The following is a 24,287-nucleotide window of genomic DNA, read 5'->3' as shown; positions in this document are numbered from 1 at the left end:
GCTTAACCATCCTCCTGATGGAGTAGGACCGTTACCCCAAACAGTCCTGCTCCCAGAACCGGGAACCACGCCGCCGCCACAGGCGGAACGATGGAATTGCTCCCCAGCGCCTTGGCCAGGAAGGTTACCACGTACAGCATGAACCCGGCCAGTACGCCACTCGCGATCGTCCTACCAGACTGGCCGGTCCGGGAAAACCGCGTCGCGACCGTCGCAGCCAGCAGGGTCATCGCGATGAACAGCGCCGGGCGGGCGATCAGGGTCTGCAGCTGCATCGAGAACGCCATCGCGTTCAGTCCGAGGCTTTGGGCAATGCCGATTTTCGACGGCAAATCCCAGATCGGGACCGATTGCGGGTCGGCGATGCGCTGCTGGATGTATTGCGGCTTGAGGGTCGTCGGCAGCCGATATTCCTGGGGAAATTCCGGCGTATAGCCGATCCGCGTGACGCGCGGCTTCTCCAGCGTCCAGTGGCCCTTGCCGAGGACGGCGCGCGGCGCGTCGATCCGCTCGCGCACCTTGCCGTCGTCGCCCATCACGAAGGCGCTGACATTGCGCAGTGTGAACCCGTCCCCACCGACGGCTGCGCCGCCGATGATCGATTTCACACCGTGGCTATTCTGCCGCAGCCAGGTGAACTTGTCGGGATCGTTGTTGTTGCCGGATTCTCCGGTCAGCCTGTTATTGTACTGGAGCGCCGCTTCCGTGGTCCAGGCAGCCGATGGATTGAGAACGAAGGTCGCGAAGACTCCGATCAGCAGCGAGCCGGCCAGGAACGGCATCAGGATCTGCCAGATCGAAACCCCGGCCGCACGCGCCACCACGAGCTCGAGGCGCCGGTTGAGCGACAGCAGGACGAAGATCGAGGAGAACAGGACGATGAACGGCAGCGCCTGCTCGACGAATGCAGGAACCTGCAGCGCCGAAAACAGCGCAACCGTCCCGAAGCCGAAGTCGTTCAGCTGGCCGCGTCGGCTGACCTCGATCATGTTAATCACGTAGATCAGGGCGGATATCGCAAACATCGTCGAAACGAAGTTTCGGAGATACGACCGGAAGAGGTACCAGTTCAGCGTCCAATGCCTCATCGCCCCGCGGCTCCTTCGGCGCCGGTGCTGCGAGAGAACAGCTGCCCGACGCGAGCCGACAGGGCGTAGGCACCGTCGTTGATCCAGCGCGTGATGGCGAGCTGGGACAGATCGACGTTCCGCCAGACGAGGATCGCGTCGAGCGCGATCGCGCCGATCGGCAGGAGGAAGGCGACAGGCACGAAGACATAGCTCTGCTCGATCAGCGCCAGTGCGACGAAGCCGGCGGCCTTCAGGCACAGCCCGCCGGTGAGTCCGAGCATCATGGAGGCGCCGCTGCCCTGGCGGTTGGTCCGCGGCTGCGCCGCAACCACAACCGCCCACAGGGCGAAGGCGATCGAATAGAGCCACTCGGAGAAGCGGCTGGTCAGCTCCTGGACGAAGTCCGAGGGATGGTCGCGATAGAAGGTATCGGCGGGATCAGGAAAGAGCAGGTCGCCGGTGCTCCGCTCCGATGTTCGGACCCAGTCGCCATTCGATGCCGGTTTCAGATCGGCGAGATCGAAGGCATAGCTCTGGAATTCGATCACGGAGACGGCGTTGTCCTTAGTGTCGCGTCGATGCAGCTGACCGTCCGAGAGCAGCAGGAGCTGGCGACCGTCCTGCTTCACGATCTTCGCCTGGCGGGCGAAATAGGTGATTTCGGTTTTCGGATTCCGCGTGTCGGACAGGAACAGGTTCTCGATCGTGTTGCCATGAGCCTCGCCGATCGACAGGACGAGGCCGGACTGGATGCGCTCGAAGCGGCCGGGCTGCAGGAACAGCGTGATGGTGTCGGCATTGATCGCACGGATCCCGTTCTGGAAGGCGCTCGAGGCGGCCGGGCCGATCACGTGTGCGACGAGCAGCACCGCCAGTCCCCCGAGAAGGCCGAGGATCACGATCGGCTTGGCGACGGTCGCCGGCGATGCGCCGGAGGCCGCCATTACGGCGCGCTCCGAATCAGCGTTGAAGGCGTTCAGCGCCATCACCGACCCGACCAGGATGGCGAAGGGCACGACGCCGGCCGCAAGGTCCGGCAGGAGCATCAGCGCGATCCAGAAGATGTTGCCTGCGGCGGAGATACTGGTCTTGACGATGTCGATGCGCGACAGCGCCTGGACGATCCAGACGATCAGCGCCAGCGAGGTCAGCGCTCCGGCGGAATGGCCGAGTGCGCGCCTGAAGATGTATCGTTCGAGAAGCGTCATGCAGTCCGTCTACCGTCCGTACGCCGTTCGCCTTGCCCGAATGAGTTCAAGGAAGAGCAGCCTCTGCCTTGGACGGAGCGACGATGACAGTCACGAAAAAAGTGCACCAGCTTGGCTAAAGAAGGGCGAACAGGGATCGTTAACGCGGTGTGACGGTCCGCGCCACCCTTGCAAAGCCGACGCCCGCGTTCATGATAGCGGCGATTGGCATCTGTCGCGTTCCGGCGACATCACCGCCTCCCCTTATCGCATGGCATCAGGAGTTTCCATGGCTTCCCTCCCGTCCATCGCTTTCGCCCCGCTCGGTGACGCACCAGCAGGGGGCGTGCTCGTCGTCCTAGCCGGTGAAGACGGCCGGATCGCGGAAAGCCTGGGCGAGGCCGTCCTCGCGCTGGTCAAGAAGGCTGCATCGATCGCCAAGTTCAAGGGCAGGTCGCTGTCGGTCCTCGACATCGTGGCTCCTTCCGAGGTCGCGGTGGACCGTCTTCTCGTCGTCGGCACCCATGGCAAGGAGGCCCCCCGCGAAGAGGATTGGCTGAAGCTCGGCGGCCTGATCGCCTCGAAGGTGAAGGGTGGCGCCAGCGTGACCCTTCGCTGCCAGCTGGCAGATGGCGCAGCGCTCGAGCCGAGATTGGCCGCGCTGATCGGGGCGGGGGCTCTGCTGCGGGCCTACGACTTCGACCGCTACAAGACGCAGAGCTCGAAGAAGGACGAGGAGGGCGAGACGCCGAAGCTGCCGGGGACGATCACGCTGGCGGTCGGCGACGTCGAGGCCGCCCGCGCCGCCTTCGCGGTCGAGGAGGCCGTCGCTGCCGGCACCATGCTGGCGCGCGACCTCGTCAACGAGCCCGCCAACGTGCTCGGCCCGGTCGAATATGCCGAGCGGATCCAGGAGCTCGCCCGCCACGGCATCGACGTGGAGGTGCTCGGCGAGCCCGAGCTGAAGGCGCTGAAGATGAATGCGCTGCTCGGCGTCGCGCAGGGCTCGCCCCGTCCGCCGCGCCTGGTGATCATGCGCTGGAACGGCGGGCCCGACGACGAGGCGCCGGTCGCCTTCGTCGGCAAGGGCGTCGTCTTCGATACCGGCGGCATCTCGATCAAGCCGGCGGGATCGATGGAGGACATGAAGGGCGACATGGGCGGCTCGGCCGCCGTGGTCGGGGTCATGCGGGCTCTCGCGGGCCGCAACGCCAAGGTCAACGCCGTCGGGATCGTCGGCCTGGTGGAGAACGCCGTCGACGGGAAGGCGCAACGCCCCGGGGACATCGTCACCGCCATGTCCGGCACGACGATCGAGGTGCTGAACACCGACGCCGAGGGCCGTCTCGTGCTCGCCGACGCGCTCTGGTACTGCCAGGACCGGTTCAAGCCGAAGTTCATGGTGAACCTCGCGACGCTGACCGGCGCGATCATCGTCGCCCTCGGGCACCACCACGCCGGGCTGTTCTCCAACAACGACGAGCTCGCCGAGCGGCTGCTCTCGGCCGGCAAGACGAGTGGCGAGAAGCTTTGGCGGATGCCGCTCGGGCCCGAATACGACAAGATGATCGAGGGCAAGTTCGCCGACATCAAGAACATCGGCGGGCGGGCCGGCGGCTCGATCACGGCGGCGCAGCTGCTGCAGCGCTTCGTCAACGACGTGCCCTGGGCGCATCTCGACATCGCCGGCACCGCCATGGGCTCGCCGGCGAACGAGTACAATCAGTCCTGGGCGTCCGGCTACGGCGTGCGGCTCCTGAACCAGCTCGTCGCCGACCACTACCAGTCGGCCTGAGAGGGGCGGGCGAAGGCGAGGGCGGACCGGCTTGGCGGAGGTGCTGTTCTACCATCTGACGGAGAGCCGCATGGAAGAGGCTCTGCCCGACCTTCTGGAGCGCAGCCTCTCCCGTGGCTGGCGCGTCGTCGTCCAATGCGTCAGCGAAGAGCGGCGCGACGCTCTCGACCACCATCTGTGGACCTACAAGGACGAGAGCTTCCTGCCGCACGGCACCGACGCCGAAAGCAGCGGAGCGCTGCAGCCGATCCTCCTGACCGTCGAGCCGGGCCAGGCCGCCAACGATCCGCAGGTGCGCTTCATGGTGGAGGGCGCGGTGCCCCAGACGCTGGAGGCCTGCGTGCGCGGCGTCTATCTCTTCGACGGCCACGACGAGGAACAGCTCGCCGCCGCCCGACTGCGCTGGAAGGCGGAGAAGTCGGCCGGCCACCAGGTCACCTACTGGCAGCAGACCGAGGACCGCCGCTGGGTGAAGAAGGCCTGACGGCGATCGCAATCCGTGCGTTTCCGCAGTCCCATGCCGCGGGGGCGCCCCTTGGTCCATCGCACGGCTGCCGACAGTCTCTCGACCTCAGCGCCGCGTCGGAACACGGCGATCCTGAAAGATCCGCTCCGGCGGCTCAGACCGCTGCCGTCAAGCACTCTTGCCGGACGGACTCCGCGCCGGGTGCTGCAACCGGGGATGTTGCGGCCGCCGGAGCTGCCGCCGGATGATCGGCGAGGCAGACACGGTCGCGTCCGCTTCGCTTGGCGCAGTAGAGCGCATTGTCCGCGCGAGCGATCGCCGCAAGGAGGCTCTCACCGCTCCGAGCGAGTTCGGCGACGCCAAAGCTCGCCGTGACGGCGAGGCTCGTGCCGTCCGGGCCGAGCCGCTCGTCCGCCAGGCTCTGCCGCAGACGCTCGGCTCTAGCCGCGGCTTCGGCAAGCGGCAGGCCGGGAAACAGGCAGAAGAATTCTTCGCCGCCCGCCCTGGCCAACAGGTTGCCGGAACCGATCTCCCGCTGCATGACCTCGACGAGGCGGCAGATGACGTCGTCGCCGCAGGCATGTCCGAACCGGTCGTTGATCCGCTTGAAGTGATCGATATCGCAGACGGCCACGCCGACCGGGCGTCCCGCCGCCCGCTCGCGCGCGATCGTCAGTTCGGCGAGTTCGAGGAACTTGCGCCGGTTATAGGCCTTCGTCAGCGGATCGCGCTCGGCCGCATGGCGCAGCCGCGCTTCCAGCTGTTTGCGCTCCGTGATGTCGAGCATCGCGCCCGCGAGGCCGACGGTCCTGCCGCGCTCGTCCTCGATCGTGCATTTGTGGAACATGACGTTGTGGCGCTCGCCGTCGGCATAGCGCACGTCCGCCTCGTAGATCTGCGTCCCGCCGGTGGCCATCAGCGCGGTGTCGGCTTCGTGATAGACCTTGGCCAGTGAACAGGGCGCGATCCCGTAGACGCTGGAGCCGACGATCTTGTCGGCAGGATGCCCGATGAAGGCCTCGAACGCCTTGTTGCAGCCGGTATAGATGCCGCGGCTGTTCTTGAAGAAGATCGGCGAGGGCAGGTTGTCGATGCCGGCCTGCAGGGAGTCGCGGTCGCGGCGCAGGCGATCCGCTCGAAGCTCCGCCTGCCATATCCGTGCGGCCGTCCGCGCGGCGCGCGCGACGCAGAATTCGACCGCCGCCGGATCGGCGAGATCGAGCACGTCGTCTGCTCCCGTGTCGAGGAGATCGGACGGGCTGTCAACGGCAAGGGCCGGATCGGCAGGAAGCACGACGACGACATAGGCGGCTTTTCCGGCGCTGCCGCGCGGGGCCCCGGACGCGGCCACGTCCGGCGGCGCGAAGACCACCGTCGGAAGGTCCTGCTCGTCCCGGTCATGACCGCACCGCACGCCTTGCGCCTTCAGCGCCGCCGGGACCGCCGCGCCGTCGCCGCTCTGCCAGAGAAGCCGAACGCGCGCAGGGGGCTCGGCGCAGGCAAGCGGGGGCAATGTCGGCATGGGGCATCCGTCGGTCGATCGCGGGGAGGCCTTACAGTTGCATCGACAAACTAATGTTTCGTTGCGTCGCCCCGCATGGCTCAGTCCGCCATCGCCGCGTCGTGCTCCTCGGTCAGCGCCAGCCACTCCTCCTCGCAGGCGGCCAGCGTCTTCGCGGCGTCGGCGCGCTGCTTGTTGAGGTCGGCGGCCTTTGCTGGCTCGCGCGTGTAGAGCGCCGGGTCCGCAAGCTTTTCGTCGAAGTCGCCGATCGTCTTCTGCAGCCGCGAGATCTGGATCTCCAGCTGGCTGATCTTTTTCTTGAGCGGTTTCAGCGCCTCGCGCTTCTCCGCCGCGATCCGGCGCTGGTCGACCTTCGAGACCTGCGGCTGCGGCTCGTCCGCCGCCTCCGTCGAGCCCGGCGCGGCGCCGCCGGAGCGGTTGCCGGACAGGATCAGCTTCTTGTAGTCGTCGAGATCGCCGTCGAAGCGCGACACCGTGCCGTCGCCGACGATCCAGAGCCGGTCCATCGTCGCCTCGACCATGTGGCGGTCGTGGCTGATCAGGATGACGGCGCCGGGATAGTCGTTGAGCGCCCGCACCAGGCTCTCGCGCGCCTCGATGTCGAGATGGTTGGTCGGCTCGTCGAGGATCAGGAGGTTCGGCGCGTCGAGCGTCGCGAGGCCCATCAGGAGCCGTGCCTTCTCGCCGCCCGACAGCTTCTCGGCCGCGGTGTCCATCTTCACCGTCGGCAGGCCCATCTGCGCGACCTTCGCCCGGACCTTGGCCTCCGGCGCCTCCGGCATCATCCGGCGCACGTGCTGGACGGCGCTTTCCGCAGGCCTGAGATCGTCGATCTGGTGCTGGGCGAAGAAGGCGATCTTCAGCCCCGGCGCGCGGGTGATCGAGCCGGCTTCCGCCTTCAGCCGGTCGGCCAGCAGCTTGGCGAAGGTCGACTTGCCGTTGCCGTTCTGCCCGAGCAGTGCGATCCGGTCGTCGGTGTCGATGCGGATGTCGAGGTTTTTCAGGATCGGCCGGCCGGGCTGATAGCCGACGGAGACCTTCTCCATGGCGATGATCGGCGAGGCCGGCTGCTTCTCCGGCGCATCGAAGACGAAGGGCGTCACATGCTCCTCGACGATCCCCTGGATCGGCGACATCTTCTCCAGTGCCTTCAGGCGCGACTGCGCCTGCCGCGCCTTGGAGGCCTTGGCCCGGAAGCGTTCGACGAACGCCTCCATGTGCTTCTTCGCCGCCTCCTGCTTGGCGATCGACTTCTGCAGGAGTTCGAGCTTTTCGGCCCGCTGGCGCGCGAACTGGTCGTAGTCGCCGCGATAGAAGACGAGCTTCTGCTGGTCGAGATGGACGATCGCGTTGACCGCGTTGTTGAGGACGTCGCGGTCGTGGGAGATGACGAGAACGGTGTAGGGATAGCGCTGGACGAAATTCTCCAGCCAGAGCGTGCCCTCGAGGTCGAGATAGTTGGTCGGCTCGTCGAGGAGCAGGAGGTCCGGCCGCGAGAACAGCACCGCCGCGAGCGCCACGCGCATGCGCCAGCCGCCGGAGAAGGAGGAGGCCGGCCGCGCCTGCGCCGCCATGTCGAATCCGAGGCCCGAGAGGATCGCGGACGCCCGCGCCTCGGCAGAATGCGCGTCGATATCGGCAAGGCGGATGTGGATGTCGGAAATCCGCGTCGGATCCGTGGCGGTCTCGGCCTCCTGGAGGAGGGCGAGGCGCTCGGTGTCGGCCTTCAGCACGATCTCGATCAGCGCTTCCTCGGTGCCCGGCGCCTCCTGCGCGACCTGGCCGAGCCGCGTGTTCTTCGGGAAGGACACCGATCCCGTCTCCGCCGCGAGGTCGCCGGTAATGACGCGGAACAGCGTCGACTTGCCGGCGCCGTTGCGTCCGACGAGCCCGGCCTTGGTGCCGGCCGGCACGGTCAGGCTCGCATGGTCGATGAGCAGGCGCCCGGCAACGCGCGCGGAGAGGTCGGTGATCTGAAGCATGCCCGCTTTTGCCACGCCATGCCGCAATGCGGAAGGGGAATCCCAAGCGGCGGACGATGATCTTTGGATGCCCACTCTGCGCCCGTCCGGCATTCGCTGAAGCGCTTCCCCAGGTGTCGGGCATTCTGCCTGATCTGCCGGGGGCACCTTCTCCGGCGGCTATGACGGCGGCGGCTCGCCCGAGCAAGGGACGGCTGCGGAGGGATCGGCTGGGTTGGCGCTGGAGCACGGCCCCGGGTTCGAACGTTGCCTCGCAACGCACGACAGGAGGTTGAGAGACGGGATCTCGATGTGTATATTATCCTGGATTATACACATCGGGATCGATCATGCGCACCAACATCGAGATCGACGACCAGCTGATGCGGGCGGCAATGGAGGCCAGCGGCCTGAAGACGAAGCGGGAAACCGTCGAGGCCGCGCTAAAGATATTGGTCGACCGCCGCACCGCTCATGAGGAGTTGATGAAGCTGCAAGGCAAGCTTCACTGGGAGGGCGACCTCGACGAGATGCGGCGCGATCGGATCCAGGCTCGGGACAAGCTTTGATCCTTGTCGACACCTCGGTCTGGATCGATTTCTTCAACGGCTCGGACAGGCCGTGGACCAAGGCTCTCGCCGCCGCGTCACGCGACGGTCATGTCGTCGTCGGCGACCTGGTTCTGGCGGAAGTTCTGCAGGGCTTTCGGAACGAACGGGATTTCCGGGAGGCGCGCCGCGTCCTGTCGCTGTTCCCGGCCGTTGCCCTCTGTGGGCACGAAGTCGCCGAGGCAGCCGCCGCAAACTACCGCCTGCTCCGTCGCCGCGGTCTGACCCTCCGTGGCACGATCGACGTGATCGTCGCGACCTGGTGCATCGTGAACGACGCCGCGATCATCCATAACGACCGCGATCTGGCGACGATGGAACGCGAGCTGGGTCTCGTCGCCTGCAATGGCGCGTGATGCGGCCGATTAGCGGGTCCGACGGCGGTCACCCCATCCCGATCCCCGTCTCGCGCTGAAACGCGATCAGGTCGAAGCTCGGCGCCGGCCGGCCCAGCCCCGTCAGGATCGCATGCGCCTGGCCGCGGTGGTGGGTCTGGTGGTTGAAGAGGTGGCTGAGCGCCGGCGAGAGGGGCTGGGTGATGTCGCGCGGATTGGTCACCGGCCGATAGGTGAAGGTGGCGCCAAGGTCTCGCTCCGACAGGCTCTCGACCCAGGCGACGATCCGCTCGTCCTCCGTCTGCCGCGCCTTCCGGAGCGGCGCGAACGCATCGAACAGGATCGCGTCGAGGGCGTTCGGAGCCTCGCCGGTGCCGGTGAAGCGCTTCATCCAGATGCGATCGGTGACGAGAAGATGGTTCAGCGTCCCCATCATCGAGCCGAAGAAGACGCCGCGATCGGCGGACAGGTCCGCCTCCGGCAGTTCGGCGGCGGCAGCATAGAGGCGGCCGTTGCACCAGGCGTTGTAGCGGGCGAACATGCGGGCGGTTTCGGGCGAGATCATCCCCGTTGCTCCTTGAAGTGACGATGTCGAGTCGCGCCGCCGCGCCGGGACATCTTTCCGCCGACCGCGCTTGATCGGCAAGGCCGTGGCCCCACGCGGATCGCAAGACAGGTTTGAGTGCGGCGCGCAGCTGTGCCATAGCAGCCAGCAAGTGGGGGATCTTTCGAAGCGTCGCCGCGCGCCAAGCGTCGCGCAGACGCGTGCCCTCTTTCTCAAGGACAATCCATGCCGTTCCGCACCACCAGCACGCCGCTCGCGCAGGCGCTTTCAGAGCGCGGCTATCAGGAGCCGACGCCGGTCCAGGACGCCGTCCTGGAGGAGGGGACCGCCGGACGCGATCTCCTCGTGTCGGCGCAGACCGGCTCCGGCAAGACCGTCGCCTACGGCCTCGCCATCGCCGAGACCCTGCTCGGCGGGGCCGAGCGCTTCGAGCCGGCCGGCGAGCCGGTGGCGCTGATCGTCGCGCCGACCCGCGAGCTGGCGATCCAGGTAACCAGCGAACTCACCTGGCTCTATGCGCAGACCGGCGCGCGCGTGGTGACGCTCACCGGGGGCATGGACCCGCGCGCCGAGCGGCGGCGCCTCGCCGAGGGCGCCCATATCGTCGTCGGCACGCCCGGCCGCCTGCGGGACCATCTGGAGCGCGGCGCGCTGCAGATCGGCGCCCTGAAGGCGCTGGTCCTCGACGAGGCCGACGAGATGCTGAATCTCGGCTTCCGCGAGGATCTGGAATTCCTGCTGGAGGCGACGCCGGCCGAGCGGCGCACGCTGCTCTTCTCCGCCACGCTGCCGTCGGCGATCAACGCGATGGCGAAGCGCTACCAGCGCAACGCCATGCGCATCGCCGTCGCCCGCGGCACGGCCGGCCATGCCGACATCGAATACCGGGCGATCCGCATCGCGCCCAACGAAGTCGAGCATGCGATCGTCAACGTGCTGCGCGAGGCCGAATCGCCGAGCGCGATCGTCTTCTGCAACACGCGCGAAGCCGTGCGCCATCTCTCGTCGGGCCTGATCGACCGCGGCTTTGCCGCTGTCACGCTGTCTGGGGAGCTCGGCCAGGCGGAGCGGAACCAGGCGATGCAGGCGCTGCGCGACGGGCGGGCGCGGGTGTGCGTCGCGACCGATGTCGCCGCCCGCGGCATCGACCTGCCGAGCCTCGGCCTCGTCATCCATGCGGAGCTTCCGAGCGACGCCGAGACGCTGCAGCATCGCTCGGGCCGCACCGGCCGGGCGGGGCGCAAGGGCGTCTCGGTGCTGCTCGTGCCGATCTCGCGCCGGCGCAAGGCCGAGCGGCTGCTCGCCGAGGCGAAGCTCCGCGCGGAGTGGACCGGCGCGCCCTCGGCCGAAGACATCCGTCGGCTCGACGAGGAGCGGCTGCTGTCCGATCCGGTCCTGATGCAGGAGCCGTCCGAGGAGGATCTCGCGGCGGCGAAGCGTCTCCTGGAGACGCGCACGCCGGAAGAAGTCGCCGCGGCGCTCGCCCGGCTCTACCGATCGCGCCTGCCGGCCCCGGAGGATGTCTTCGATCCGGGTTTCGGTCCCGATCCGAAGGGCGGCAAGGACTTCTCGGACGGGCGCGACCGGCCGGGGCGCAAGGAGCGCGACCAGGCACGGGGGCCGACGGTGTGGTTCCACATGGATGTCGGCCGGCGCAACAATGCCGATCCGAAATGGCTGCTGCCGCTGCTCTGCCGCCGCGGCAAGATCACCCGCCAGGACATCGGCATGATCAAGATCTTCGACCGCGAGACGAAGTTCGAGATCGCCGCCGAGGCGGCCAAGCGGTTCGCCGCGGCCGCCGAAGTCAGCGACGGCGACGACATCACCATCTCTCCGGCCGAGGCCCCGGGCGGCGGCGGCGGACCGCGCGGCAAGAAGGGCGGTAAGGGCGGCTTCGACAAGCCGCAGGGCAAGAAGCCGTTCCACCGCAAGGGCGAGGGCGGCGCGAAGGGTCCTCGCGGTCCGAAGGGCGGTGGCGGCGAGCCGGGCACTCAGCGAACGGCGGCGCCGCAGGAGAAGCCGCGCCGGCCGAAGCGGCCGAAGGCCTGACGAACGTGCGGCGATCGGCTATGCCCGGGAGCCGCTTCAACAGGAGGTCCCTGCCGATGTCCCGCAAGCTCTACGAACTCGTCGGCCGCGACGCCGACCGCCCCTTCTCCCCGCATTGCTGGAAGGCGCGGCTCGCGCTGAAGCACAAGGGGCTCGATTTCGAGACGGTGCCGGTGCCGTTCACCGAAATTCCCCGCATCGAGGGCGGTGCTTCGAAGATCGTCCCGCTGTTGAAGGACGGCGAGAGGATGGTCGCGGACTCCTTCCTGATCGCCGAGTATCTGGAGGAGGCCTATCCGGACGCTCCGACGCTGTTCGGCGGCGAGGGCGGGCGGCGGCTGGCGCGTTTCGTGGAGGCCTGGTCGACGGCGACGATCCACGCGGCGCTGCCCGGCTTCGTCATCATGGATATCCACGACATCCTCGCCGAGACCGACCAGGCCTATTTCCGGCAGAGCCGAGAGGCGCGAATGGGCCGGGCGCTGGAAGCGGTGGTCGAGGGACGCGAGGCGCGCGTCGAGGGCTTCGTGAAGTCGCTCGCCCCCTTGCGCAGGATGATCGAGGCCCAGCCCTTCCTCGGCGGCGAGAGCCCGCTCTTTGCCGACTACATCGTCTTCGGGGCCTTCCAGTGGCTGCGCGTCGTCTCGGCGTTTCCGCTGCTGCCGGCGGGCGATCCCGTCGCAGTCTGGTTCGAGCGCTGCCTCGACCTCTACGAAGGGCACGGCCGCGCCGTGCCGGCCGCCGCTGACGCTGCTTGAGGCTCAGGGCGCCTTGCCCGCGGCAGGTGCGGCGGCTATAGGTCCCGCCACTTTCCCAACCAAGCCAACAAGGACCATGCCATGGCGCTCGAACGCACCTTCTCGATGATCAAGCCCGACGCGACCCGCCGCAACCTGACCGGCGCGATCACCAAGATGCTGGAGGATGCCGGCCTCACCGTCGTCGCGTCCAAGCGCGTGTGGATGAGCCGCCGCGAGGCCGAGGGCTTCTACGCCGTCCACAGGGAGCGTCCGTTCTTCGGCGAGCTGGTCGACACCATGACCTCCGGCCCGACCGTCGTGCAGGTGCTGCAGGGCGAGAACGCCATCGCCAAGAACCGGGAGATCATGGGCGCGACCAATCCCAAGGACGCCGCCGAGGGCACGATCCGCAAGACCCACGCCCTGTCGATCGGCGAGAACTCCGTCCACGGCTCGGACGCCCCGGAGACGGCGAAGCAGGAGATCGCCTACTGGTTCGCCGAGACCGAAATCGTCGGCTGAGGCCGGATTTCCAGCAGCGATGAGATGGAAGGGGAGGCCGCCGGTCTCCCCTTCGTCGTTATGAGCATTCCGGCGTCATGGAAGCTAATCGAACTAGCGGCTTTCCGGTGTCCGCAACGGGCTGTTCTCGTATCCGGAATACATGCTGCCTTATCCACTTCGTCATCCCGGCCCTCGAGCCGGGATCTTTTCCTCTGCGTCCTGATCGTCGGCTCAAGCCTGAGAGAATGAGACCGGATGGCGAGGCTGTCGGCAGCAGTGTCTACGGCTTGGAATGGATGCCGGCTCAAGGCCGGGATGACGAAGCTTCTGTGGCGGCTCAAGACCTTGATTCTCGGGACGGGGCCGAGAATGACGAAGCGGACAGGGGCCAATCCACGGGCTCCGGCAGAGGGAGCCTTCGCCGACCCGTGCATCATCCGTCCGGCGCATGAAGCCCCGCGATGCGTCATCCGCTCGCCGCGTCGACCGCTACAGCCGGTGCCAGCGATCCGCCGCGGCGTCGTCGGTGTCCTTGGCCTCCACCCAGCCGCCGGCCGTGCCGTCCTTCAGGTGCTCGCGCTTCCAGAACGGGGCGCGGGTCTTGAGGAAGTCCATGAGGAAGCGGGCGGCCTCGAAGGCGGCATCGCGATGCACCGAGGCGCAGGCGACGAAGACGATCTCCTCGCCGGGCGCGATCAGGCCGGTGCGGTGGATGGCAGTGATGCCGAGCAGCGGCCAGCGCGCCGCGGCCTCGGCCGCGATCTTTTCGATCTCCCGCTCTGCCATGCCGGGATAATGCTCCAGCTCCAGCGCAGAAAGCCTGCCGCCTTCGTCGCGGCAATAGCCGGTGAAGCTGACGAGCCCGCCGACCGTGCCACCGCCCGAAAGTCTTGCGGTCTCGGCTGCCATGTCGATGCGACCCGTCTGAACCCGCACCACAGTCTCGACGGGCGCCGCCTCCACCGCGTTCATCCGCCCGCTCTCGTTTGCGTCCGTCATGCTCAGCCCCCCGTCATCGGCGGGAAGATCGCGACTTCCTTCGCGCCGGCGAGCGGCTCGGAATGGTCGACATGTTCCTGATCGATGGCGACCCGGATGATCTCCGGTGCCTGCAGCGCCGCGTCATAGGTCTCGCCGCGGCCCTTCAGCCAGGCGAGGAGGTCGGCGACGGTGACGACGCCCGCCGGCAGTTCCACCTCTTCCTCCGAGACCCCGATCCGCTCGCGAACCCAGGCGAAATAGGCAAGTCTCATGGTGTCTTCCCGTCATAGCATTTTGAAGCGGCGTTGGCTGATTGGCCGAGACGCTGCAGCCGCTTTCTTCTCCCCCGCGGGGAGAAGTGCCGGCAGGCGATGAGGGCCTGTGGCACGACATTGAACCATTTCCGCAGATGGCAACCGCCGAACAACAAGTCCAGCCTGCCCAATCCGGAGGCTCTCGAACCTCCGACACCCGACATCAGATCAGCCGCAGGCCCTTCAGGCTGGCGTGGCCGGATTTGCCGATGATGATGTGGTCGTGGACCGAGATGCCGAGGGGCTTTGCCGTCTCGACGATCGTCCGCGTCATGTCGATGTCGGGCCGCGACGGCGTCGGGTCGCCCGACGGGTGATTGTGGACGAGGATGATCGCCGTTGCCGAGAGCTCCAGCGCGCGCTTCACAACCTCGCGCGGATAGACCGGCGTGTGGTCGACCGTACCGAAGCCCTGCACCTCGTCGGCGATCAGCGCGTTCTTCTTGTCGAGGAAGAGGATGCGGAACTGCTCGCGATCCTCGTAGGCCATCGCCGCCTTGCAGTAGTCGAGGACGGCAGACCAGGAGGAGAGCACCTCGCGGCTCTTCACCGCCTCGCGCATCGCCCGCTTGTTGATCGCCGCGACGAGAGCGATGTCGAGCGCCACGGCGTCCTTCACGCCGGCGACCTCGGTCAGCCGCTTGCGCGGCGCGTTCAGGACCTCCGACAAGGAGCCGAAGCGGGCGATCAGCGCCTTTGCGATGGGTTTGACGTCGCGGCGCGGAATGGTGCGGAAGAGGACGAGTTCTAGGAGCTCGTAGTCGGCGAGCGCGCTTTCGCCGGCCCCGGCGAACCGTTCGCGCAGCCGGTCGCGGTGTCCCTCGTGATGTTTCGGCTCCGGCTTTTGCGGCGCGAACGCCTCCCGGGGCCGTCTGGCGCGGGCTTCCTCCAGGCCGAGGAAGTCCGGCTCGTCCTCCTCGAAATCGCCCATGCCCATCGCCCAGCCGCTTGTCGTCCCGCTACTCCGCCGCGCCGGCGACGGGTGCCATGATGATGCCCGGCGTGTCCAGCCCGGCGGGCGAGAAGGTGAAGACTTCGCAGCCGGTCTCGGTGACCGCGACCGTATGCTCGTATTGCGCCGACAGCGTGCGGTCGCGCGTCACCGCCGTCCAGCCGTCGTTGAGGATCTTCACATGCGGCCGGCCGAGATTGATCATCGGCTCGATGGTGAAGATCATGCCCGGCCGCATCTCCGGGCCGTCGCCGCGGCGACCGTAGTGCAGGATGTTCGGCGCGTCGTGGAACAGCTTGCCGACGCCGTGGCCGCAGAAGTCGCGCACGACGGAGCAGCGCTCGCCCTCGGCATATTCCTGGATCGCCGCGCCGATGTCGCCGATATGGCCGCCGGGCCGGACTTCCTCGATGCCGATCAGCAGCGAGCGATAGGTGACCTCGCATAGGCGCTCGGCCGCACGCTTCAGCCGGCCGACCGGATACATGCGGGAGGAGTCGCCGTGCCAGCCATCGACGACGAAGGTGACGTCGATGTTGACGATGTCGCCTTCCTTCAGCGGCTTGTCGTTCGGGATGCCGTGGCAGACCACGTGGTTGATCGAGGTGCAGACGCTCTTGGGATAGCCGCGATAGTTCAGCGTCGCCGAGACGGTGTCGTTGGCGCGGGCGAATTCCGCGACGAAGTCGTCGATCGCCTGCGTCGTCACGCCCGGCTGGACGATCTCGGCGAGGCCGTCGAGGCAGCGCGCGGTCAGCTGGCACGCGCGCCGCATGCCTTCGAAAGCCGCCGCGTCGTAGAGGCGGATCACGCCCGTGTTGCGCGTCGGATTGGCTTCGGCTTCGAGATAGGTGGTCATGGGCGAGCGGCTTGGCAGCTGGTGAAAAGACGGGCGAGACCGATCGGAGCGGCCATCCGGCTGATGTCGCACCGAACGGGCAGGGGTTCAACCCCCGGGAGGCGGGGGTGGGGCAGGTGGTGCGACAGCAGGCTGATGACGCGTCCCGCGGAGTATGATAAAATATGCGGGTAGTTGGGAGCCCGTCATGTCCGCCATCGAACGCATTACCATCACCGTGCCGACAGAGATGGCGGCGGCTTTGAAGGCAGCTGTTGCCGAAGGGGATTATGCCTCGACCAGCGAAGTCGTTCGTGAGGCGCTTCGTGATTGGACGCGAGCCCGCGATGTGGAGCGCCGGGAACTCATGGCCTTGCGTGAGGCCATCCGCAAAGGAGACGAGAGCGGACCCGGCATTCCGGCAGCCGACGTCTACGCGGAATTGCGGGCAATCATCGCTGGAAGCCGGACTGACGGCGGATGAAGCGCCTCGTCTACGCCCCTGAGGCGTTGGCGGATCTCCGAGAGATCGCGCTGTTCATCGCTGCCGACAATCCCAAGCGAGCCGTCAGCTTCGTCGCGGAACTCGAGAAGAAGGCTGCCATCGCGGCGCGGCGCCCCAGCAGCTTCCGAGAGCGGCTCGGCCTCGCGCCAGGCCTCCGCGCAATCGTCCACGGTCGCTACCTTATCTTCTTTTGGGAGCTGGCCGAAGAGGTCCGCGTCGTTCGCGTTCTCCACGGCGCGCGGAATTTATCCGTCCTCGAAGATACCTGACCGCACGGCCCGCCTCCGCAGGGAGGATAGAACCCCAAAACGCCAGAGGCCGCGGAGCGTCCACCCCGCGGCCTCTGGAATTCGACGTCTGAAGCCTCGTTCGCGCTTAGCGCTTGGAGAACTGGAAGGAGCGGCGGGCCTTGGCCTTGCCGTACTTCTTGCGCTCGACGGTGCGCGAGTCGCGGGTCAGGAAGCCGCCCTTCTTGAGCACCGCGCGAAGGCCCGGCTCGTAATAGGTCAGTGCCTTGGAGATGCCGTGGCGCACCGCACCGGCCTGGCCGGAGAGGCCGCCGCCGGCGACGGTGGCGACGATGTCGAACTGGCCGTCACGGGCCGCCGCGACGATCGGCTGGCGCAGCACCATCTGCAGGACCGGACGGGCGAAATAGGCCGTGAAGTCCTTTTCGTTGACGGTGATCTTGCCGGAGCCGGGCTTCACCCAGACGCGGGCGACCGCGTCCTTGCGCTTGCCCGTCGCATAGGCGCGGCCGTACTGGTCGAGCTTCTGGACGTGCACCGGCGCTTCCGGCTGGGTCGCGACCTCGGCGGTGCCGAGTTCTTCGAGCGAAGAGAGCTGGGACATTATGCGGCCCTCGCATTCTTGGAGTTCATCGCCCGGATGTCGAGCGTCTCGGGGTTCTGGGCGACATGCGGATGCTCGGGACCGGCATAGACGCGCAGGTTCTTCAGCTGGCGGCGGCCGAGCGGCCCGCGCGGCAGCATGCGCTCGACGGCCTTCTCGACGACGCGCTCGGGAAAGCGCCCCTCGAGGATGGCGCGCGCGGTGCGCTCCTTGATGCCGCCGGCATAGCCGGTGTGCCAGTAATAGGTCTTGTTCTGGTACTTCTTGCCGGTCAGCACGACCTTGTCGGCGTTGACGATGATGATGTTGTCACCGTCGTCGACATGCGGCGTGAAGGTCGGCTTGTGCTTGCCGCGAAGGCGGAGCGCGACGATGGAAGCGAGGCGGCCGACGACGAGCCCTTCGGCGTCGATCAGAATCCACTTCTTCTCCACCGTCTCGACTTTCTGCGAGAAGGTCTTCATGGGTTGCCCCTCAGGTATCGATGGGTCTCAAGGCGCGCCATCAGGGGCCGCCATACGAAAAGGGCGGCCCGCGGCCGCTCTTCCTGGCGCCTCACATACGGGGCGAGCGTGCCCCTGTCAACGCCAAAGAGTCATCTGGCACCCCTCGCGATCGCCTGAGAATCAGGCGGTCAAGGCGCATAGGTATCATGATACCGCAAGATTTCCGGCGCCTTCATCGCGGCGGGATCGAATAGGTCGCGACCGCATGGGCGAGGACTGTCGGATCGCCCGCATGCGTGATGGCCACGTCGACGACGGCGAGCCGCCGGCCGAGCTTCAGGATCCGCGCGCGGCCGTCGAGCCTGCCGGGCTCGGGCTTCCGCAGGAAGTTGATGGTGAGGTTGGTGGTGACGGCCAGCGCCACCGGTCCGATATGGGCGAGGATCGCGATATAGGCGGCGACGTCGGCGAGCGCGAAGAGCGAGGGGCCGGAGACCGTTCCGCCGGGGCGTAGGTGCTTCTCCCCGGCCTCCAGCCGCAGCACCGCTTCGCCGGGCGCGACCGAGGCGACCGTGTATCCCTCGGCCTGCGGAAATTCCTTCTGCAGGAAGGCGTCGAGTTCTTCTGCGGACAGGATCGGCTGCAAGGCGGGTCTCCTCCAGGCGGCGCCCCTGCGTCTCCGCTCCCCCGGATGGCGCGCCGCCGCCTCCTGACCTATCTTCCGGTCGACGGGATGCCAAGCCGCCGAAGGGATCGCCGATGGCCCTGATGATGAGTTCGCTCTACGACGCCCTCCGGTCCGCGAATGTCGACGACGAGAAGGCGCGCAAGGCGGCGGAGGAAGTCGCCAACTACGAGGAGAAGCTGAACGCCTTCGACAAGCGGTTCACCACACTCGACGGCCGGCTGAACCTTCTGCAATGGATGCTCGGCTTCAACCTCGCGGCGACTGTCGCGATCCTGTTCCGTCTTCTGGTCAAGAGCTGATCCGTAATCATGGCAGACATTCTCTCCATCGGCGACACCGCTTCGCATCCGATCGAGGTGCAGCGCGCCCCCGGGATCACCCGCATCGCGCTGTCCAGTCCGCCGGCGAACGCGCTGTCGCTCGCGATGATGGACGCGCTGTCGAAGGCGCTCGCCGAGGCGGCGGAGGACAAGGACTGCCGCGTCGTCGTCATCGCGGCGAACGGCAAGATCTTCTCCGCCGGCCATGACCTCAAGGAGCTGACCGCTCATCGCAAGGACGACGACCGCGGCCGCGCCTTCTTCGAGACGACGATGCGCCGCTGCGCCGAGCTGATGCAGGCGATCGTGCGCCACAGATGCCCGGTGATCGCCGAGGTGAACGGGCTTGCCACCGCCGCCGGCTGCCAGCTCGTCGCCTCCTGCGATCTCGCCATCGCCTCGGAAGAGGCGCAGTTCTGCACGCCGGGCGTCAATATCGGACTGTTCTGCTCGACGCCGATGGTGGCGCTGTCACGAAATCTCTCGCGCAAGCACGCGATGGAGATGCTGCTCACCGGCGAGACGATCGATGCGCGCTCGGCCCGGGAGTTCGGCCTCGTCAACCGCGTCGTGCCGCCGGAATATCTCGGCACGATCGTCGGCAAATATGCGACGACGATCGCCTCCAAGTCGGCGCTGACGGTGAAGACCGGCAAGGAGGCGTTCTATGCGCAGGCCGAGATGGGGCTGTCGGACGCCTACGACTACGCTGCAAAGGTCATGGTCGAGAACATGCTGGCCCGCGACGCGGAGGAGGGGATCGGCGCGTTCCTTCAGAAGCGAAAGCCCGAATGGACGCATGAATGAGCGCCGCGCCGCTGCAGTATGACGACGGGACGATCCGGCGCGTCCTCTCCGAGACGAAGACGATCGCCATCGTCGGCGCCAGCGCCAAGGAGATCCGGCCGTCCTACTTCGTGCTGAAATACCTCCTGGCGAAGGGCTTCCGCGTCGTCCCGATCAACCCAGGTCTGGCGGGGCAGGAAATTCTCGGCCAGACCGTCTATGCCAGGCTGGCCGACGTGCCCGAGCCGATCGACATGGTCGACATCTTCCGCGCCTCCGATGCGGTGCCCGGGATCGTCGAGGAGGCGCTGTCGCTCGACCCGTTGCCGAAGGTGATCTGGATGCAGCTCTCCGTGCGCCACGACGCGGCTGCGGCGAAGGCCGAGGCGGCGGGGCTGACGGTGATCATGGACCGCTGCCCGAAGATCGAATTCGCCAGGCTCTCCGGCGAGATCGGCTGGAACGGCGTCAACTCGCGGGTGCTGTCGTCGAAGAAGCCCAGGATGGGAAGCGGCTATCAAAGCCTGGGGCTGAACCCTCGGCGGTAGCCGGCGCGAGGCGCTCGCGAACCGCCTCGGGCGTCACCAGCGTCTCGGGCTGGAGGCGCGCCCCGTCGGCCGCGATATCCGGTTGGTGGACCACGACGCGGTTGCGTCCCCGGCGCTTCGCCTCGTAGAGCGCGCGGTCCGCCAGCCCGATCGTCACATCCGAAGGATCGCCGGAAGAGAAGGCGGCGATGCCGAAGCTGGCCGTCGGCCGGTGCTCCGGCGATACTCCCCGATGATATAGCGCCTGGAAGCCGGTCCGGATCGCCTCGGCCTTGGCCGCTCCTTCGGCCAGCGTCGCGCCCGGCATCAGGAGAGCGAACTCCTCGCCGCCGATGCGGGCCGCCCAGTCGCGGGAATCGATCAGCCGCGAGGCGAAGCCGCGGATCACCTCGTCGCCGACGGGATGGCCGTAGCGATCGTTGACCTGCTTGAAGTGGTCGATGTCGCAGAGGATCACGACCCCGCCCTGGCTATGCGCCCGTTCCGCAGCGCGCTCGAAGGACTGGCGGTTCAAGAGGTTGGTGAGGCTGTCCCGCTCCGATCGATCGCGATAGGCGGTGATCTCGCCGCCGACGATCTTGGCGAGGATCAGGAAGATGCCGGTCGGCAGCAACGCGGCCGTCGCCATCATCAGCGCACGCTGCAGCGGCGAGTGCCGGAGCAACTCCGCCGCGGAGCCGTCGGCACCGAACAGCGGCGTCCGGAGGATGAAGATGATCGCCATGGCGTGCAGGACGATGAGCAGCGCGCGGTCGAGGACGCGCTCCTTTCCCGCGCGGTGAAGGGCGCGGATCGCGTCGGCGAGGGCCGCGAGGACGGCCATCTCGAACGGCAGTGCCCGCGGCAGGCCGGAAACGCCCCAGGCGTAGAGGGCCAGGGAGAGCCCGGCGAGCAGTACGACAGTGGCGACGAGCACGAAGGGGGAGCGTCTGAGGCCGAGTCCGAGGCGGATCGACTGGGTCGCGCCGAGATAGGCGGCGGGGATGCTGATCGTCGCGCCGACGATCTGCACCGATGGCCCCGCATCGAGAAGCAGCGCCAGCATTTCGCCTCCGGTGCAGGCCAGCGAGCCCACCAGCCAGAGAAGCGCCGGCTGTCCGCGCATGCCGGCCGCGACTCCCGCACACAGGATTGCGAGCAGCGCCACGAGCCCGAACATCACCGAAAACAGGCTGATCGTTACGCCCAACAACGCTCTCCGCCCAGGATGATCTTGCAATTGCGTTAGCAGGCGGACGTTAAATTGACCTTACACAAGGCCGACTTTCATGTTGACGCACGATCGCGTCGGGAAATCCTGCCGAAGATGCTTAAGCGCTGTTTTTAAAACATCTTTTCCGGCGGCAGCGGTTTGGTGCCTGCCCGGTCGCACAATCGGCCCGCCGCCGTCTCGCGGGACGAGGGCGTGCGTGGTAATCCCGCAGTCACGATCAAACGCGCGCTCGACCGAGCGATGCCGCGACGAGCCGAAGGGAGAGGCGATCATGAGCGGACCGAATTTCGAGACCCTGGCGATCCATGCCGGCGCGCAGCCGGATCCGGCGACGGGAGCCCGGGCGACCCCGATCTACCAGACGACGTCCTTCGTCTTCGACGATGTCGACCATGCAGCCTCGCTGTTCGGCCTGCAGCAGTTCGGCAATATCTACACCCGCATCATGAACCCGACGCAGGCGGTGCTGGAGGAGCGCGTCGCGGCGCTGGAAGGCGGCACGGCGGCGCTCGCCTGCGCCTCCGGCCATGCGGCCCAGCTCCTCGTCTTCCAGGCGCTGATGCGGCCGGGCGAGGAGTTCGTCGCCTCCCGCAAGCTCTATGGCGGCTCGATCAACCAGTTCGGCCATGCCTTCCAGTCCTTCGACTGGCGGGTGAAGTGGGCCGATCCCGACGACGTCTCGTCCTTCGAGGCCCAGATCACGGACAAGACCAAGGCGATCTTCATCGAGTCGATCGCCAATCCCGGCGGCGTCGTGGTCGACATCCAGGCGATCGCCGACATCGCGCACCGGCACGGCGTCCCGCTCGTCGTCGACAACACCATGGCGACGCCGTATCTGTGCCGGCCGATCGAGCACGGCGCCGACATCGTCGTCCATTCGCTGACGAAGTTCATGGGCGGCCACGGCAATTCCATGGGCGGCGTCGTCGTCGACGGCGGGACCTTCGACTGGTTCGCCAGCGGCCGCTACCCCATGCTGACCGAGCCGCGGCCCGAATATAACGGCATCGTCCTCGCCGAGACCTTCGGTAATTTCGCCTTCGCCATCGCCTGCCGGGTGCTCGGCCTGCGCGACCTCGGCCCGGCGATCTCACCCTTCAACGCCTTCATGATCCTCACGGGCATCGAGACCTTGCCGCTGCGGATGCAGCGCCACTCCGACAATGCCCGCCAGGTGGCGGCCTGGCTGAAGAGCCACGAGAAGGTCTCCTGGGTCTCCTATGCCGGGCTGGAAGGCGATCCCTCGCACGAGCGGATGCAGAAATACTGCCCGAAAGGCGCCGGCGCGGTCTTCACCTTCGGCCTCAAGGGCGGGTTCGACGCCGGCGTCACCTTCGTGGAGGCGCTGGAGCTGTTCTCGCATCTCGCCAATATCGGCGACACGCGCTCGCTGGTGATCCATCCGGCCTCGACGACGCACAAGCAGCTCGCCGACGAGCAGAAGATCGCCGCCGGGGCCGGGCCGGATGTCGTGCGCCTGTCGATCGGCATCGAGAACGTCGAGGACATCATCGCCGACCTGGATCAGGCGCTGGCGAAGGCCTGACCGCCGCCGCGTCTCGGCGGCGCTCGTTGTGGCGCCGCCGATGCTGCAATGCGGAACGGCTGAGCCGGCCGGAGCATTCCTGCGGGCGCGATCACGCCAGGAGAGGCATCGACATGGCCGAGCATTTCGTCAAATTCGACAAGGATCTGGTCGAGGTCGAGGCCGGCACGCCGGACAAGGACCGGGTCAGGAGCGGGCGTCCGACCCAGAAGACCTGGAACATCGAGGACGACGGCAACGGCCTCTATGCCGGGATCTGGGAGTCGACCGCCGGCGAGTGGGACGTCGACTACACCGAGTGGGAGTTCTTCCACATTCTCGAGGGCGTCTCGGTCCTCACCGAGGAGGGCGGCGAACCGGTCAAGCTGACGGCCGGCGACAGCTTCGTGATCCGCCCCGGCTTCAAGGGTCGGTGGAAGGTCGTCGAGCCGACCCGCAAGCACTACGTCGTGAAGGTTTAGGTCGTCCGATCGGGCACGAGGTGCGGCGCCCGATCGGAAAGGCGAGGAGCTGGGCTCGTCCTACTGCGAGGGCTGGCCGGAATTCTGCCCGCCGCCTTGCTGGCCCTGCATCGAGCGCGCCTGGTCGACCGCCTTGAGGCAGGCCTGCTCGTCGCCCTTGGCGAGGGCGGCCTGCGCCTGGTTCAGGGCCGTCTGATAGTCTCCGCCGCCGCTCGACGATGAGCTTGCCGACGCGTCGGAGCCCCCGGCATTCGTGCCCTGACCGCTCTGAGCGGCCGCCGTCTGGCCGCCGGACTGCTGTGCGTCGGCGTCCTGACCGGACATTGCGACGTTCGGCTCGCCGCCGCCCTCGCTGTTCGCCATCGGCATCGTCTGGCCGTTCTTGGCGACCTGGCCGCCGGTCTTGGTATCGGCATTGGTGGTCGACCCGCCCGCGCTCGATCCCTGTCCGGACGATGCCTGCATGCCCGAGCCGCCCGACGCGTTCATGCCGGCGCCCGCCGTGCCCTTCGCGGCATTCGCCCGGCCGGACGTTGCCTGATTGCCGGCGGAGGTGCTGCCGGGGCTCTCCAGCGGGGCGAGGGTGCCGTCCTTGGAGATCTTGTTGGACTTCGATCCCGCCGACGCGGCGTCCGCCCCGGTGACCTTGCCGGTCTCGTAGTTGGTCGTCGTGCCGGGCGCGGTCGAGCCCGATGTCGAGGCGCTCGTGGTGTCGCTCTGGCCGCTGCTCGTGGCCGATCCGGAGACCGACGACGTCATGTCTCCGCCGGACAGGCTGGCAAGCTCCTGCCGGCAGTCGGCACTGGCAGCGGTGACCGGAAGCGCGCACAGCGCGGCACCGGCCAGGAGGTAGGAGAGGCGTTTCATCCCGATAGCTTTCTTGTTGATGATCAACAGAAAATGCCGGCCGGGATGCCGATGTTCCGCCGCCGAAACATGGTCGGCTACGAGATGAAGAGGAAGATGGGGCTGGGGCGGGGCTGCCAACGCTGCCACCGCCCAAATGGAAGCGGCCGCGGCGAATGCCGC

The 24,287-nt window shown here is 67.4% G+C and carries 28 protein-coding genes; 14 read left to right on the top strand and 14 right to left on the bottom strand.

The window, feature by feature from the left end:
- Positions 1-2 precede the first annotated feature (2 nt).
- Positions 3-1,088, bottom strand: coding sequence for an LPS export ABC transporter permease LptG (gene lptG, locus AB5S17_RS04155; RefSeq protein ID WP_369236468.1), 1,086 nt, complete (start codon positions 1,086-1,088; stop codon positions 3-5).
- Entirely contained in the window at positions 1,085-2,278 is a 1,194-nt protein-coding gene (locus AB5S17_RS04150) for an LptF/LptG family permease (protein WP_369236466.1), read from the bottom strand. The genes lptG and AB5S17_RS04150 overlap by 4 nt, the downstream gene beginning before the upstream one ends.
- Before the next feature lie 268 nt (positions 2,279-2,546).
- Between AB5S17_RS04150 and AB5S17_RS04145 the strand changes: the two genes are divergently transcribed.
- Complete coding sequence (locus tag AB5S17_RS04145) at positions 2,547-4,052, top strand: leucyl aminopeptidase (RefSeq protein ID WP_369236464.1); 1,506 nt, start codon at positions 2,547-2,549, stop codon at positions 4,050-4,052.
- A gap of 31 nt (positions 4,053-4,083) precedes the next feature.
- Positions 4,084-4,536, top strand: a complete 453-nt coding sequence (locus AB5S17_RS04140; protein WP_369236462.1) for a DNA polymerase III subunit chi — start codon at positions 4,084-4,086, stop codon at positions 4,534-4,536.
- Between the two features lie 136 nt (positions 4,537-4,672).
- Here the strand turns inward: AB5S17_RS04140 and AB5S17_RS04135 are convergent, their stop codons facing one another.
- Together AB5S17_RS04135 and AB5S17_RS04130 are read right to left on the bottom strand one after the other, a co-directional pair.
- Positions 4,673-6,040, bottom strand: coding sequence for a diguanylate cyclase (locus AB5S17_RS04135; protein WP_369236460.1), 1,368 nt, complete (start codon positions 6,038-6,040; stop codon positions 4,673-4,675).
- A gap of 80 nt (positions 6,041-6,120) precedes the next feature.
- Positions 6,121-8,022, bottom strand: coding sequence for an ABC-F family ATP-binding cassette domain-containing protein (locus tag AB5S17_RS04130; protein ID WP_369236458.1), 1,902 nt, complete (start codon positions 8,020-8,022; stop codon positions 6,121-6,123).
- 329 nt (positions 8,023-8,351) lie between these two features.
- Between AB5S17_RS04130 and AB5S17_RS04125 the strand changes: the two genes are divergently transcribed.
- A complete protein-coding gene (locus AB5S17_RS04125) occupies positions 8,352-8,570 on the top strand; it encodes a type II toxin-antitoxin system VapB family antitoxin (protein ID WP_369236456.1) in 219 nt (72 codons plus the stop codon).
- Positions 8,567-8,965 carry a PIN domain-containing protein gene (locus AB5S17_RS04120; protein ID WP_369236454.1) on the top strand — a complete coding sequence of 133 codons (399 nt, stop codon included), beginning with the start codon at positions 8,567-8,569 and terminating at the stop codon, positions 8,963-8,965. The genes AB5S17_RS04125 and AB5S17_RS04120 overlap by 4 nt, the downstream gene beginning before the upstream one ends.
- Positions 8,966-8,993: 28 nt before the next feature.
- Here AB5S17_RS04120 and AB5S17_RS04115 read toward each other — a convergent pair whose 3' ends face one another.
- Complete coding sequence (locus AB5S17_RS04115; RefSeq protein ID WP_369236452.1) at positions 8,994-9,509, bottom strand: DinB family protein; 516 nt, start codon at positions 9,507-9,509, stop codon at positions 8,994-8,996.
- Positions 9,510-9,734: 225 nt separating this feature from the next.
- Between AB5S17_RS04115 and AB5S17_RS04110 the strand changes: the two genes are divergently transcribed.
- From AB5S17_RS04110 to ndk, 3 genes are all read left to right on the top strand, one after another.
- Positions 9,735-11,561: a DEAD/DEAH box helicase gene (locus tag AB5S17_RS04110; protein ID WP_369236450.1), complete on the top strand. Its 1,827-nt coding sequence runs from the start codon at positions 9,735-9,737 to the stop codon at positions 11,559-11,561.
- Between the two features lie 56 nt (positions 11,562-11,617).
- Positions 11,618-12,319 (top strand): glutathione S-transferase family protein, encoded by a 702-nt coding sequence (locus tag AB5S17_RS04105; protein WP_369236448.1) that lies wholly within the window; start codon positions 11,618-11,620, stop codon positions 12,317-12,319.
- A gap of 81 nt (positions 12,320-12,400) precedes the next feature.
- Positions 12,401-12,823: a nucleoside-diphosphate kinase gene (ndk, locus tag AB5S17_RS04100; RefSeq protein WP_369236446.1), complete on the top strand. Its 423-nt coding sequence runs from the start codon at positions 12,401-12,403 to the stop codon at positions 12,821-12,823.
- A gap of 471 nt (positions 12,824-13,294) precedes the next feature.
- Here ndk and AB5S17_RS04095 read toward each other — a convergent pair whose 3' ends face one another.
- The 4 genes from AB5S17_RS04095 to map all read right to left on the bottom strand — a co-directional run bounded on the left by AB5S17_RS04095 (position 13,295) and on the right by map (position 15,911).
- Complete coding sequence (locus AB5S17_RS04095) at positions 13,295-13,804, bottom strand: molybdenum cofactor biosynthesis protein MoaE (protein ID WP_369236444.1); 510 nt, start codon at positions 13,802-13,804, stop codon at positions 13,295-13,297.
- A 2-nt stretch (positions 13,805-13,806) separates the two neighbouring features.
- Positions 13,807-14,058: a molybdopterin converting factor subunit 1 gene (gene moaD / locus AB5S17_RS04090; RefSeq protein ID WP_369236442.1), complete on the bottom strand. Its 252-nt coding sequence runs from the start codon at positions 14,056-14,058 to the stop codon at positions 13,807-13,809.
- Between the two features lie 205 nt (positions 14,059-14,263).
- On the bottom strand, positions 14,264-15,031 hold the full coding sequence (gene radC, locus AB5S17_RS04085; protein ID WP_369236440.1) for a DNA repair protein RadC: 768 nt from the start codon (positions 15,029-15,031) through the stop codon (positions 14,264-14,266).
- Between the two features lie 28 nt (positions 15,032-15,059).
- A complete protein-coding gene (map, locus tag AB5S17_RS04080) occupies positions 15,060-15,911 on the bottom strand; it encodes a type I methionyl aminopeptidase (RefSeq protein ID WP_369236438.1) in 852 nt (283 codons plus the stop codon).
- A gap of 187 nt (positions 15,912-16,098) precedes the next feature.
- Between map and AB5S17_RS04075 the strand changes: the two genes are divergently transcribed.
- Positions 16,099-16,374, top strand: coding sequence for a type II toxin-antitoxin system ParD family antitoxin (locus tag AB5S17_RS04075; RefSeq protein ID WP_369236436.1), 276 nt, complete (start codon positions 16,099-16,101; stop codon positions 16,372-16,374).
- Positions 16,371-16,664, top strand: coding sequence for a type II toxin-antitoxin system RelE/ParE family toxin (locus AB5S17_RS04070; RefSeq protein WP_369236434.1), 294 nt, complete (start codon positions 16,371-16,373; stop codon positions 16,662-16,664). Before AB5S17_RS04075 ends, AB5S17_RS04070 begins: the two co-directional genes overlap by 4 nt.
- Before the next feature lie 106 nt (positions 16,665-16,770).
- Here AB5S17_RS04070 and rpsI read toward each other — a convergent pair whose 3' ends face one another.
- The 3 genes from rpsI to AB5S17_RS04055 form a co-directional block, all read right to left on the bottom strand.
- Positions 16,771-17,247: a 30S ribosomal protein S9 gene (gene rpsI, locus AB5S17_RS04065; RefSeq protein ID WP_369236432.1), complete on the bottom strand. Its 477-nt coding sequence runs from the start codon at positions 17,245-17,247 to the stop codon at positions 16,771-16,773.
- Positions 17,247-17,711, bottom strand: coding sequence for a 50S ribosomal protein L13 (rplM, locus tag AB5S17_RS04060; RefSeq protein WP_369236430.1), 465 nt, complete (start codon positions 17,709-17,711; stop codon positions 17,247-17,249). The genes rpsI and rplM overlap by 1 nt, the downstream gene beginning before the upstream one ends.
- A gap of 214 nt (positions 17,712-17,925) precedes the next feature.
- Positions 17,926-18,339 carry a PaaI family thioesterase gene (locus tag AB5S17_RS04055; RefSeq protein ID WP_369236428.1) on the bottom strand — a complete coding sequence of 138 codons (414 nt, stop codon included), beginning with the start codon at positions 18,337-18,339 and terminating at the stop codon, positions 17,926-17,928.
- A gap of 113 nt (positions 18,340-18,452) precedes the next feature.
- Here AB5S17_RS04055 and AB5S17_RS04050 point away from each other — a divergent pair, with 113 nt between their 5' ends.
- The 3 genes from AB5S17_RS04050 to AB5S17_RS04040 are packed head-to-tail and all read left to right on the top strand — an operon-like array spanning position 18,453 to position 20,035.
- On the top strand, positions 18,453-18,680 hold the full coding sequence (locus AB5S17_RS04050; RefSeq protein ID WP_369236426.1) for an integrase: 228 nt from the start codon (positions 18,453-18,455) through the stop codon (positions 18,678-18,680).
- A 9-nt stretch (positions 18,681-18,689) separates the two neighbouring features.
- Positions 18,690-19,508 (top strand): enoyl-CoA hydratase, encoded by an 819-nt coding sequence (locus tag AB5S17_RS04045; protein WP_369236424.1) that lies wholly within the window; start codon positions 18,690-18,692, stop codon positions 19,506-19,508.
- Complete coding sequence (locus AB5S17_RS04040; RefSeq protein WP_369236422.1) at positions 19,505-20,035, top strand: CoA-binding protein; 531 nt, start codon at positions 19,505-19,507, stop codon at positions 20,033-20,035. The genes AB5S17_RS04045 and AB5S17_RS04040 overlap by 4 nt, the downstream gene beginning before the upstream one ends.
- Here AB5S17_RS04040 and AB5S17_RS04035 read toward each other — a convergent pair.
- Entirely contained in the window at positions 19,956-21,224 is a 1,269-nt protein-coding gene (locus AB5S17_RS04035; protein WP_369236420.1) for a diguanylate cyclase, read from the bottom strand. The two genes, AB5S17_RS04040 and AB5S17_RS04035, sit on opposite strands and share 80 nt — an antisense overlap.
- 295 nt (positions 21,225-21,519) lie before the next feature.
- Here AB5S17_RS04035 and AB5S17_RS04030 point away from each other — a divergent pair, with 295 nt between their 5' ends.
- Both AB5S17_RS04030 and AB5S17_RS04025 read left to right on the top strand, forming a co-directional pair.
- Entirely contained in the window at positions 21,520-22,797 is a 1,278-nt protein-coding gene (locus AB5S17_RS04030; protein ID WP_369236418.1) for an O-acetylhomoserine aminocarboxypropyltransferase, read from the top strand.
- A gap of 113 nt (positions 22,798-22,910) precedes the next feature.
- Positions 22,911-23,258, top strand: coding sequence for a cupin domain-containing protein (locus AB5S17_RS04025; RefSeq protein ID WP_369236416.1), 348 nt, complete (start codon positions 22,911-22,913; stop codon positions 23,256-23,258).
- Positions 23,259-23,318: 60 nt separating this feature from the next.
- On the opposite strand, the gene AB5S17_RS04020 is transcribed toward AB5S17_RS04025, so the two are convergent.
- Complete coding sequence (locus AB5S17_RS04020) at positions 23,319-24,125, bottom strand: hypothetical protein (protein ID WP_369236414.1); 807 nt, start codon at positions 24,123-24,125, stop codon at positions 23,319-23,321.
- Between the last annotated feature and the right edge of the window lie 162 nt (positions 24,126-24,287).

The sequence above is a fragment of the Jiella sp. M17.18 genome, assembly GCF_041027365.1.
Classification (GTDB): Bacteria; Pseudomonadota; Alphaproteobacteria; order Rhizobiales; family Rhizobiaceae; genus VKMB-3413.
The sequence above is the reverse complement of the archived record's forward strand: the minus strand, read 5'-3'. Positions and strand labels throughout refer to the sequence as shown.